The sequence below is a fragment of the Pseudanabaena sp. FACHB-2040 genome, from assembly GCF_014696715.1.
Classification (GTDB): Bacteria; Cyanobacteriota; Cyanobacteriia; order Phormidesmidales; family Phormidesmidaceae; genus JACVSF01.
This window is the reverse complement of the sequence record NZ_JACJQO010000022.1, coordinates 608,895-620,263: the sequence shown is the minus strand read 5'-3', so window position 1 is coordinate 620,263 and position 11,369 is coordinate 608,895. Positions and strand designations below refer to the sequence as shown.

The window sequence follows — 11,369 nt, the reverse complement described above, 5'->3', positions numbered from 1 at the left end:
CAAAGTAAATTAGTCCATTGTAGAGACGCGATTAATCGCGTCTCTTTCTTTTTCTGAAGACATCTGGACAGGCTTGGGCTCTGCAACTGTTACAGTCTCCTAGCGCAACCTGCCCCTACAGTCCATCTCCTGTTTGCTTATGGATTGTCAAGACTGGCTCAACCTGCTGAAAAAACATCGTCTGCTGGCGGTCATTCGCGCTCCTGACCTAGCTACCGGGCTGGAAATGGCGCGAGCAGCAGAACAGGGAGGAGTGCGGCTGATCGAGATTACTTGGGACAGCGAGCAGCCTGAGGAACTGGTTGGTTATCTGCGCCAGGATCTGCCGCATTGCTGGATTGGGGCTGGGACTTTGCTGACCCTGGCAGAGGCGAAACAGGCGATCGCAGTCGGAGCCCAGTTTGGCTTTAGCCCCTTTACGGATGTTTCTCTACTGGAGTTGGGGCTGGAGCGGGCTGTCCCAATGGTGGCTGGAGCGCTAACGCCGACTGAAATTGTCACTGCCTGGAGAGCAGGGGCTGCCGGGGTCAAGGTGTTTCCGATCAGCGCTGTCGGCGGAGCGGCCTACATTCGCAGTCTACAGGGACCGCTGCCTGCTATTCCCCTGATTCCTACAGGCGGTGTGACTCCAGATAATGCTCAGGCCCTACTAGAGGCAGGTGCGATCGCAATTGGCCTGTCTGGATCGCTATTTCCCCCGGCACAAGTACAAAAGCGCGACTGGACAGGGATTGCCCAGCAAATTGAAGCATTGCTGCAACGTCTGGCGACTTAGCTGCCCAACTTAAAGGCTTCTGCCGCTAGCGCATACATAGTGCCTATCTTGAAGGCATTGAGAGATTCATAAAAGAGCGGGATAGAAATAGGCTCGTTTCGGTCTTGGCCAGGTCTGCGCCAACTGCGGCCATAGATCAAGCGGCTAATAAGTTCATTGATAACCATCAAAATCGCAGCAAGAATAATGTCTTGCTGTGCGGCCTGTCCGGCGACAGCTGCGATCGCAACCCCAAAAAAGTTGCCTCCCAGCAGGCTAATGACAAGGATTGATATCCTGCGCCAGGGGTTAAACAGCCAGCGGTTGAGCTGATTGCTTGCCGTGTCAAACAGTGTACTGAGGCGGGTGCGTTGCATGGGTTAGCACCAATAGAGAAAAGCGTTCTACTTCAGAATCCTATTATGGATTGAGAGGGCAGACCGGATGAATGCCCCCTTGCCTGCAGATATAGGCAATCTGCTCCGGAGCCAGGTTTTGCGCCCTGGAAAAATCTACGCTTGTCAACGTTTCCTGGGGCTGTGAATTAGGCAGTGACTCAATAAAACTGTCAGGAGCCAGAGCTGTCGGCGAGGAAAAAACAGCATCTTGAAAGTCTGTACCGCTCAAGTTAGCCCCCCGAAAATTGGCTGCCTGCAAATTAGTCCTATGTAGGCGAGCATTTTCCAGGTTAGCCCCGCTGAAATTAGCGCCTGCCAACTGGCTATCGCTCAGATCCGCCTGAGTCAGGGTTGCTCCGCTCAGGTTGGCGTTGCTTAAGTTGGCCTCGCGGCCCTCCACTCGGGTCAGATTTGCGCCTTCGAGGTTAGCCCCGGTGCCCTGGGCCTGATGCAGGCGAGCAGCGGTCAAGTTGGCTCTAGATAAGTTACTCTCCGTCAGGTCTGCGCCTACTAGGCTAGCGTTCACGAGCAGGGTCTGGCTGAGGTTGGCGCTGATTAACTGGGCACTGCTCAAATTCGCCTCTGAAAAATCGGCAAAAGCCGCTTCGCTACCGCTGAGGGTGGCCCGCAGCAGGCTGCTTCCTTGGAGGAGCACATACCGCAAGCGAGCGCCCGAAAAATCAGCCTCAGTCAAGTCGGAACCACTCAAGTCGGCCACCCAATCGTCATAAGTATCGGGTCTCTGGTCTGGCCCTGCGGCAAAAAAGTGAGCTTGGCGAAAGCTCGCTCCCGACAGAATCGATCCTTGCCAGACCACCCCGGCTAGATCGACCTGATCTAGCACTAGCGTAAAAGCATCTGGGCTCTCTACCACTTTCCCCAAATAGGTGCGGCTCAGTTGAGTGCCTTGAAGTTGACCGCTGTAGAGCGTTAGGAGTTTGGCCAAAGTGCGCTTCACCGTCTGCTGCCGCTGCTGGGAGATCAGGCGTTGGTCGGGGGGCAAGGCAGCAATATCATTGGCCAAGGACTGATTTAGCCGCTGTAGGTGGGGCAGAGTCTCTGGCCCCAGAGTCACTAGTCCCTGCTGCAGTGCTTCTAGCACCTGCGGCGCTTGAGCCTGGGATAGTAGGTCAACTAGCAGCGGAATCGCGCGGGAATCCTGGGTGCTGGCTAGGGCTAAAATGGCGGCCTGCTGCTCCTCTGGGCGGCTGGCTCGAGTGCTGAGGGTATCAACCAGGGCCAAAAACAGGTCGTCGGTCTGCTGCTGGCTACTGCGCTGGTTCACCTGCTGCTGAGTGTAGATTTGGGTGCCGACTATGCCCACCATCAAAATGCTCAGCCCGCCCAGCACCAGCCCACCCAGCACGAGGATTGGATACTGGCGCACCCACTGCCCCCTGCCAGGGGGTCTCCTACCCAAGGGCAGCAAAACCACAGAACTCACTCCCCCCTCAGGCTCAGCATAGGGCAGTGCGCTGCCATAAAAGGGTTCGGCTGAGTAGGCTGAGACTGTCACCTCTCGATAGCTGTCTGTAGCCAGTCGCTTAACAGGAAAATACACGCCTGCAGCAACTACCTGAGTGCCTGCCAGCAAATCATGCCAGGGGCGACGCGCGCGGTTCAGCCAGCCTGTGCCGCCTTCTGCCGCCAGCGCCAGCCCTGCCAAGAGTCCCAGCAGACCGATTTGGGGAAAAGCACCACTGCCGAACCAGAGGCCATAGGCGACTACTAGCGGCAGTCCCCAACGGCTCAATTCTCGCTGCAGAGTGCGCAGGCCCCCTGGTGGCGATCCGTCTCGCGTTACGACGCGCAGGCCCAGCCAGTGCTTGGGTAGCGTTTTGCCAGTGCTGGCCAGCCAGTACAGTTGGGAGCCTGCCAGCACCAGCGGCAGCCCTAGGGCGCTAAACCAGAGCAGATTGGTGAGTGGCGGCACTTGGGTAAGGCGGGGCTGCTTGGGCAGGTTGAGGGTACGTGCGATCGCACCTTCAACTCTAGAGACTGCAGGATTGAGAGGAACTCCAGAATCAGTCGTTTGTCTTACCGCTTCTCCAATGGCCCAGGGCAAAGCGGCACTGCCCACCAGCAGGCTAACCTCCAAGGCCCAAGCGACCAGCCGCCGTAGACCCAGAGTGGGCTTAGTGGCAACGACTAGAGCAGTTGCGGTACCTGTTTGAGTAGAAGAAGTTTGGCGTTGAGCGGTATGCGCCATAGCAGCCGACCCTGATCAATCCGTGAGGGAAAAGTAGAACGCACAGTCTGCCTAAATTGTTCTCCTTTTTAGCATCCCAGCTCCGATCTGGATACGTTTTCTGCGTAAATTCTGGCCAAACAGCTTAGGGAACTTTTGCCATTTAAAGAACTGGCACAGAACGTTTATCTTCCTTTGGGCAGAAGACTAGCATAGAAGTATCTGGAGCAACGCATACGAGTGAGGGATTTATGTTGAAAGGATTACTGGTGCAACCGTTTCAAGTTCGTTGGTTGGCTATCCCCCTAGCTCTGGCTTCGGTCTTCAGCATGGCACCCATCGCTCGCAGTCAAGCTCTAACGACACCCCTATCTGGCACTGTGCAGGTTAGTGGCCTGTCTGGCGGCAGCCAAAGCTCAGCCTGTGGCAACCTGCCCGCTGCTCCCAGCCAAACGCTTCAGGTCACAGAGACCTTCGCTTCCCTCAACATTGCTTTACAGGGTGAAGGTAAGGTAACGCTATTTATTCAAGGCCCTGGCGGCTTCAGCGAGTGCCGCACAACAGATCGCTTCAACGATGGCCGCATTACCTCTCCTGGGCTGCTCAACCAGGGAGTCTACAGCATCTACGTGGGCAATGAGACAGCCGCTCAAACTCCCTATACCCTGTCGATCAGTCAAAATTAACGCGCCGTTAATCTAGAGATGCGGAGACGAAGGGCTTCCTTCCCGGCGTCCCCGTGTCTCCCCCATCTGCGCTAGTCATCAGCCCTATCAAGCCTCTCGGGCAAGACTTCAACGACCGGCACCTCGACCGCTGCAACGTCGATGGTGCCTTCTGGCGTAGAGCGCTGAAAAATGCCGTCCTTGGCTTCCACAGCGGTACCGCAGTTGGGGCAAAGGGTGCCAGTATTTTTTAGCCCAGTGAGGTCAAGGCTACAGGTCGGGCACTTGCCCTGCACCAGATTTCGCTTCAGCCACCAGCGCAAGCCCACAAACGCCAAGACTGGGGCCAAAGCCAGCAAAAGGACAAGAACCAGTACGGATTTAACCAACCAGCCTAGCCCCACTGCTCCCAACAGCCAGGCGGCGGCAATGACCGTTAGCCAGCACCCGGCTCCAGAGAAATTGAGTTGTATCTGTTTAAAGTCGTTAGAGTTCACGCTTTTGCCTCAGCATTACGTAAAGTACGAGGGGCCAGGGATGTGGCAAGGCTTCAGGTCAGTTCATCCTGAGCTCTAAAACCCGCGAACTCTATTGTAGCTTTGCGTCTTGGTTCCCCTCCGCCTTGAAGTTAGCGGGCTGCAATAGCTGATGTAGTTGGGCAGCCAGCGCTTCTGGGCTGAAGTGGGTCAGGGTTTCCTGCCGCAGCCACTCACCCCGACAGCGAGGGTCTTCTCCTTCTAGGATTTCAATACAGGCTCTCGCTACGGCCTGTGGGTCTCGGTGTGGCACCCGCCAACCCAGGCGGCCATCCTGCAGAGGGTCAGCGGAGCCATCGGCATCGCCAGCCAGCACCGGAATGCCGCAGGCCATCGCCTCTAGGTAAACAATACCAAAGCCTTCCTGGGACGGCATAACGTAAGCATCAGCTAGTCGGTAGTGGTCAGGCAGCTGGGCAGTGGGCACAAATCCAGCAAACACGACCCGATCCGCAATGCCTAAGTCTTGAGCCAACTGCGCTAGTCGGGGCTGATCGTCTCCCCGACCGATAATTAAATACTTGACTGTAGGAATAGTCGCTGCGATCGCAGGTAGTGCCCGAATCGTCACGTCGACGCCTTTATAAATATCCCCGGCCCAGAGCCGAGCCACAGTCATGAGCACCTTACAACCCTGTAAACCGTATTGCTGCACCAGCTCTGGCACGGGTGGGCCAGGTGTGAAAACAGCGCCATCCACCACACAGGGCAGCAAATGCATCTGCTTAGGATTCAGTTTGTTGGCGGCACAGGCTAGGTCGCGGCTGTAGCGGCTGATGCACCAGATAGCTTGAGCCTGCTGCAGGGCCCGCCGTTCTCTGTCAGGCAGCGGGAACCAAACCTCCTTGCCATAGGTCATGACCGTATGTGGCAGGCCCAACAGACGGCACAGTTGATGGACTAGCGGAGTCAAAAGCACATGACCACAGATGACTTGCTGAGGCCGCTGCCGCCACAAATGCAGGGTAAGGGCTACTGCCAGACGAATACGGCCTACCTGGGCTACGGGTGAAGCTAGGTAGTGAAACCTCAGGGCGCTGCCTTCTAGTGGGTTATTGCAGGCTGACCCATCTCGCAGTAAAAAAACGTCGGAAACAGGCGGATCTGGCTGCTGTAGGTAGGCCCCCAAGACGTCCTTGACGTAGGATTGAATCCCGCCTTCGCAGGAAAAGACCTCTAGAAAGACAAAGGTGGCTGCAGGTTGCGATCGCACAGAATGCCGAGATTTCACAAGATCAACATCGGTAACGGACAATCACGGGCGATCTAGACTCTTATGATTATTTTTTGAATAAGGCCATGAGATTAGTGGGGTTATCTCAAGTGCCATATTGAACAATAGAGAGACAGTTGCGGCCATCTTTGACCCGCTGATAGGTTACTCGGTCAGCCAGCCGTCGCAGCAAAAACCAGCCATAGCCCCCATCTAGCAATGCTCCAGGTTCAGGCTCTTGCAGCTCTTCGGGGTTGAAGGGCTGGCCGTGATCCCAAATGCGAATCTCGATGCGATCGCGGCCAAAAGACAGGTCAATATCAATCGTGGTATCTGGGGGCAGTTCCGCATGAGCGTGGCGCACAGCATTCGTAAACCCCTCAGTTAACGCAATGGTTAACCGGTCCACATAATTGCTAACCCAAGTTGTATCCGTATCTGAAGAATGACAGACGTCTTTAAACCAGTACTGCACCTGGTTAAGCACATCTAAACGACTAGAAACGACCAAATGTTCTTGCTTCACCTTTCCCCCGGTTGACTATAGCCAGCGAACTGTAGCCAAAAGATTCTGAGCCTATGACAAGGCTTGGATAACCGGATGCACCCTTTTTCATATTACGGCATCAAAAGCTACAAAAAACAAGCCTGTGACAGGGTGTAATCCTGTCACAGGCTTGTTCATGATCGACAAGGGGGGTTAACTAAAACAGGCCCAACGTCAGAGACTTATCGATGGGGAAAGTCGCACCGATCCCTAGCCATAGGGTGGCTAGAGTGCCAATGAGAAACAAGGTCGTCGCTACAGGCCGACGGAAAGGATTTTGGAACTTATTGACGTTCTCAATGAAGGGAACGAGCATCAGGCCCAAAGGAATTGCGGTCATCGCGCCAATCCCCAGAAGCTTGTTGGGCACGATTCGCAAAATCTGGAAAGTCGGGTAGAGATACCACTCAGGCAGAATTTCCAGCGGGGTAGCGAAGGGGTCAGCGGGCTCACCTACCATTGCGGGATCTAGAACCGCTAGCCCAACACATAGGGCAATGGTTCCCAGAATTACAACGGGGAAAATGTAGAGCAAATCGTTGGGCCAGGCGGGCTCACCATAGTAGTTATGGCCCATGCCTTGCATCAACTTTTCTCTAAGCTGGGGATCGCTCAGATCCGGCTTCTTAATCGTTGCCATGTCTAAACTCTTATCTCCAAGTAGGGTCTAGTAGAATCTCAACGGCTGTGCACCGACACTTACAAGGGTTACTTACAAGGGGCCGGAGATGCCTTGCTTGCGGATCATCAGGAAGTGAAGCAGCATGAAGACCGCAATCGCCCAAGGCAGAACGAACGTGTGAAGGCTGTAGAAGCGAGTCAGAGTCGCCTGACCAACAGCATCTCCACCCCGCATCAGCTCAACAATGCTGGTGCCCACAACGGGAATCGCACCGGGTACACCAGACACGATTTTTACAGCCCAGTATCCCACCTGATCCCAGGGCAGAGAGTAGCCAGTCACACCAAACGAAACCGTAATAACCGCCAGCACCACGCCTGTGATCCAGGTCAGCTCACGGGGCTTCTTGAAGCCGCCGGTTAGATAGACCCGGAAGACGTGGAGGATCATCATCAGCACCATCATGCTGGCAGACCAGCGGTGAATGGAGCGAATCAGCCAGCCGAAGTTGACCTCGGTCATGAGGTACTGCACCGAGCTAAAGGCATCGGTAACGGTTGGCTTGTAGTAGAAGGTCATGGCAAATCCAGTGGCGAACTGGATCAGGAAGCAGGTCAGGGTAATGCCCCCCAGGCAGTAGAAGATGTTGACGTGAGGGGGCACGTACTTGCTGGATATATCGTCGGCAAGGGCCTGAATCTCCAGCCGCTCGTTAAACCACTTAAAGGTTTTGGAGTCTGTAACTTGCTTGGTAAACATGAAGCGGGAAGCCCGATAAATCTATAATTGCCGTCAATAAAAAATGTAACATAGTCGCTCCTGTCAAGGTGATCGAAATACGCTGATTTCAAGGGCTTGACCGAGGCCTAAGGGCTGCTCCAAACGTCGCTTTTCAACCGGCGGGGCAGCTAGGCGGCCTCTAGGCTGCATCGTTAGCCTGGGGGCAGATATCAGAATTGGAACAAAAGTTTACAATGTTCAATTACTTTTCTTTACAGCTGTTTCCCCGACAGCTAGCGTCCCCAGCGGGTAAAGCCGATTGGGCTGGCAGCCAAGCTGCCAGTATCTTCTAGGAAAGAAAAAAGAGACAGGGTTGAATATTCAATAATGATGGACAGCTTATGGTCAGCAACCCTATCTCAAACTTTTTCTGGAGCGTTTTTCTGACGACCTTTCTTCCAGAAGAGGTCGCTTGGGAGGTAGAGATAGCCAACGACTAACAGCAGGCATTCTCTAGAGCAGGGATTATTATTAGAGGATATGAGAGCACGTTTACGAACCGTTATTTTTGGTCTGGTGCTGTTAGGGTTCTTGTGGCTTGGCGTTGGCCACGGGCCAGCTTGGGCCTTAACGGATGAGCAAAACCTGGTATCTGAGGTCTGGCGCATTGTCAATCGCGCCTACCTAGATGAAACGTTTAACCACCAAAACTGGTGGTTTATCCGGCAGCGCGCCTTGAAACAGTCCTTGAATGACCGAGATACGACCTACACCACTATTCAGGGCATGTTGGCGGTTCTGGAAGATCCCTATACCCGGCTGCTGCGGCCAGAGCAGTACCGCAGCCTGCAAACCAGCACCTCGGGTGAACTGACTGGGGTGGGTCTGCAGATCACTAAGGGAGAGGCCGACAACGCGCTGAGCGTGATTGCACCGATTGAGGGGTCTCCAGCAGAGCAGGCTGGCATTCAGCCTAAGGATCGGGTGCTCAAGATTGAGGGCACAGACACCCACCAGCTGACTTTAGATGAAGCGGCTAACCGCATGCGAGGCCCAGCTGGCACCAAGGTTACCCTCACCCTTGAGCGCACCGATACGGCAGAGCCATTTGAGGTTACCTTGGTGCGCGATCGCATCACGCTCAATCCGGTTTCAGCTGATTTGCGGGCCACGCCGGAGGGTCTCAAGGTGGGCTACCTGCGGCTGAGCCAGTTCAATGCCAACGCCAGCAGCGAGCTGTCGGCTGCCATTAAGCGGCTGGAAAAAGACGGGGCAGACGCCTACATCCTAGATTTGCGCAACAACCCTGGCGGGCTGCTGCAGGCCGGAATTGAGATCGCTCGGCTCTGGCTGGATGAAGGCACGATTGTTTACACGGTCAGCCGCCAGGGCATTTTAGATAGCTTTGAGGCCCACGGCCCTGCGCTAACTGAAGACCCGCTAGTGGTGTTGGTCAATGAAGGCACTGCCAGCGCCAGCGAGATTTTGGCCGGGGCGCTACAGGACAATGGCCGAGCCCAGCTGGTGGGAACGGTTACCTTTGGCAAGGGGCTAATTCAGTCGCTGTTTGATCTCTCCGATGGGGCTGGGCTGGCAGTGACGGTGGCCAAGTACGAAACTCCCGACCACCATGACATCAACCGCCTAGGCATTACCCCCGACCAGGTTGTCGAAGTCAAGCCGCTGGGCCGAGAAACCTTCGGAACTGGGGAAGACCCTCAGTATCAGGCAGCGTTGGAGCTGCTGGGCAGTGCTGCGGTGATTGCGGGTGTCTCGTAAGTCGACCCGTTCTTACCACGACCCGCTCCACGGAGCTATCACGCTCGATGGAGATGACCCTACAGAGGCCCTGCTGATTCGCCTAATTGATACGCCGCCCTTCCAACGGCTGCGGCGAATCCGGCAACTGGGTCCGGCCAGCCTCACCTTTCATGGTGCCGAGAGCTCGCGCTTTACCCACTCGCTAGGGGTAATGGCGGTGACTCGGCGGGCCTTTGATCGGCTGGCGCAGCAGCATCCGGAGTTGCGATCGCACCGCGCCCCCATTCTCTGTGCCGCCCTGCTCCACGACATCGGCCACGGCCCTTTCAGCCACACCGCTGAGGAAATCTTCGGCATTCACCACGAGTACTGGACCCGCCGGATTGTGCGAGAGGTGCCCACAATTCGCACCCTGCTAGACGGTGTATCGCCCCAGCTATGGGAGGCTATCGACCAGATATACACCCACCAGCACCCAATACCCTGTGCCTGGCAGCTTGTCTCTAGCCAGCTAGATTGCGATCGCCTAGACTACCTGCTGCGCGACAGCTACTTCACAGGGGCCAGCTACGGACGGTTAGATCTCGATCGCATTCTCATGGCCCTAGAATACGAACCCCAGAGCCAGCAGCTGGTTGTGGCCCATAAGGGACTGGCCGCGATTGAGCATTACCTGGTGGTTCGCTACTTCATGTATGCCCAGGTCTACAACCACCCTAAGAACCTCTCGGCCACCTGGGTGCTAGAGCAGGCTTTCATTCGCGCCCGCACCCTGCTGCAGCAAGGCACCCTTTGGGCCGACGACACCGTAACCGCCTGGATGACACAGGCCGAAGAGACGCTGCCCCTAGAAACGTATCTGGCCGGTAACGACGTGGTGTTTGGCTATCACCTAGAGCAGTGGCGATCTCACCCAGATCCACTGCTGGCTGACCTCTGCCGCCGCTTTTTAGACCGAGATCTGCTCAAAGTTATTGAGTTGACTGAGCTAAGCGAGGAGCAGCAGAGCCAATTTCTAGAATTGCTCCAGCCGCAGCTGGCTGCTTTAGACCTAGACAGCGCCTGCTACAGCGGCCTGCGGCACATCTGGAGTCGGGGATATACCCTCTACCAGCGGGGCATTAAGCTGCATCGAGGCGATCAGCTGCAGGACATCAAGCAGGTGTCGCCGCTGGTGCAGACTCTGGCTCAACCCGTTGAGCGGATCTGGCTGCTCTACCCCCGCGAGGTAACCGCCTGGGTGCGCCAAACTTGGGAGAATTACAGCAGCGGCACCGCCTGACGGCAGGCTGCTAGATCTAGCGATCGCAATTGCTCATAGGCATTGGCAATAGCTCGCTCCCCGCGCAAAAAGCCAGTGTTGGCTCCGGGGCACACAAAGGCCAGCGTATCTGCCGAAAATTCTTGGCGCAGCCGCTCAACCTGCTGTAGCTGGCGGGGCCAGTGAAAGGTTTTTGAAAACCGTAAAGGCACTGGGCGACCCTGCTGATCGGGAAGCAGGTGGCGACCCGTAAACAAGATTCCCCCCTCAGCCTCGTAATAAAGGCAGGCGGAGCCCGGCGAGTGCCCGGGTGTCCACAAGGCTCGGCAGCGATCGGTAAATACGTGCTCCCACTGGAAGGGCGTAACCGGCGTCTCTGGCAGCAGATAGGCTTCCTGTTCTTGAACCACTACCTCGCAACCTAACTCTGCCTGCAGGGCTCTGGCTTTACCAATAGCTCCCCGATGGGTGATCAGCAGCCACCGCACGCCACCCTGCTGAGCCAGGAAGTCACGGGTTGATTCATCCCAGGCAGGGGCATCAATCAGGAGATTGGCTGGAGCCCCTGCTGCATCCTTTTCTACAATGAGATAAGCGGTGCCTCCCAGGGTGTCTCTGTTAGGCGAAAAGGCAAACACAGTGTCGAAGACCGGACGGGGAAGCTTGGCGTTAACCGGCGGTTTCGTCGGCGGGTTCATAGACAT

12 protein-coding genes are annotated in these 11,369 nt (G+C 55.9%); 4 read left to right on the top strand and 8 right to left on the bottom strand.

Annotation, left to right across the window (positions count from 1 at the left end):
- The first annotated feature begins 139 nt into the window (after nt 1–139).
- Nucleotides 140–775 (top strand): bifunctional 4-hydroxy-2-oxoglutarate aldolase/2-dehydro-3-deoxy-phosphogluconate aldolase, encoded by a 636-nt coding sequence (locus tag H6G13_RS25750; RefSeq protein ID WP_190488237.1) that lies wholly within the window; start codon nt 140–142, stop codon nt 773–775.
- Here H6G13_RS25750 and H6G13_RS25745 read toward each other — a convergent pair.
- On the bottom strand, nt 772–1,131 hold the full coding sequence (locus tag H6G13_RS25745) for a DUF565 domain-containing protein (RefSeq protein ID WP_190488235.1): 360 nt from the start codon (nt 1,129–1,131) through the stop codon (nt 772–774). The genes H6G13_RS25750 and H6G13_RS25745 overlap by 4 nt on opposite strands.
- Before the next feature lie 43 nt (nt 1,132–1,174).
- A complete protein-coding gene (locus H6G13_RS25740) occupies nt 1,175–3,361 on the bottom strand; it encodes a pentapeptide repeat-containing protein (protein ID WP_190488233.1) in 2,187 nt (728 codons plus the stop codon).
- A gap of 230 nt (nt 3,362–3,591) precedes the next feature.
- On the opposite strand from H6G13_RS25740, the gene H6G13_RS25735 reads away from it, so the two are divergent.
- Nucleotides 3,592–4,026 carry a hypothetical protein gene (locus H6G13_RS25735; protein ID WP_190488230.1) on the top strand — a complete coding sequence of 145 codons (435 nt, stop codon included), beginning with the start codon at nt 3,592–3,594 and terminating at the stop codon, nt 4,024–4,026.
- 71 nt (nt 4,027–4,097) lie between these two features.
- Here the strand turns inward: H6G13_RS25735 and H6G13_RS25730 are convergent, their stop codons facing one another.
- The 5 genes from H6G13_RS25730 to petB all read right to left on the bottom strand — a co-directional run bounded on the left by H6G13_RS25730 (nt 4,098) and on the right by petB (nt 7,682).
- A complete protein-coding gene (locus tag H6G13_RS25730) occupies nt 4,098–4,502 on the bottom strand; it encodes a hypothetical protein (RefSeq protein ID WP_190488228.1) in 405 nt (134 codons plus the stop codon).
- 91 nt (nt 4,503–4,593) lie between these two features.
- Nucleotides 4,594–5,772, bottom strand: a complete 1,179-nt coding sequence (locus tag H6G13_RS29550; RefSeq protein WP_347277533.1) for a glycosyltransferase — start codon at nt 5,770–5,772, stop codon at nt 4,594–4,596.
- 88 nt (nt 5,773–5,860) lie between these two features.
- Nucleotides 5,861–6,280, bottom strand: coding sequence for an ATP-binding protein (locus H6G13_RS25720; protein ID WP_190488226.1), 420 nt, complete (start codon nt 6,278–6,280; stop codon nt 5,861–5,863).
- 178 nt (nt 6,281–6,458) lie between these two features.
- Nucleotides 6,459–6,941, bottom strand: a complete 483-nt coding sequence (gene petD / locus H6G13_RS25715) for a cytochrome b6-f complex subunit IV (protein ID WP_190488224.1) — start codon at nt 6,939–6,941, stop codon at nt 6,459–6,461.
- Between the two features lie 72 nt (nt 6,942–7,013).
- Complete coding sequence (gene petB, locus H6G13_RS25710) at nt 7,014–7,682, bottom strand: cytochrome b6 (RefSeq protein WP_190488222.1); 669 nt, start codon at nt 7,680–7,682, stop codon at nt 7,014–7,016.
- Nucleotides 7,683–8,183: 501 nt separating this feature from the next.
- Here petB and ctpA point away from each other — a divergent pair.
- Nucleotides 8,184–9,422 (top strand): carboxyl-terminal processing protease CtpA, encoded by a 1,239-nt coding sequence (ctpA, locus tag H6G13_RS25705; RefSeq protein WP_190488220.1) that lies wholly within the window; start codon nt 8,184–8,186, stop codon nt 9,420–9,422.
- Complete coding sequence (locus tag H6G13_RS25700; protein ID WP_190488218.1) at nt 9,412–10,686, top strand: HD domain-containing protein; 1,275 nt, start codon at nt 9,412–9,414, stop codon at nt 10,684–10,686. The genes ctpA and H6G13_RS25700 overlap by 11 nt, the downstream gene beginning before the upstream one ends.
- On the opposite strand, the gene H6G13_RS25695 is transcribed toward H6G13_RS25700, so the two are convergent.
- Nucleotides 10,665–11,363, bottom strand: a complete 699-nt coding sequence (locus tag H6G13_RS25695) for an MBL fold metallo-hydrolase (protein ID WP_190488216.1) — start codon at nt 11,361–11,363, stop codon at nt 10,665–10,667. The two genes, H6G13_RS25700 and H6G13_RS25695, sit on opposite strands and share 22 nt — an antisense overlap.
- Nucleotides 11,364–11,369: the final 6 nt, after the last annotated feature.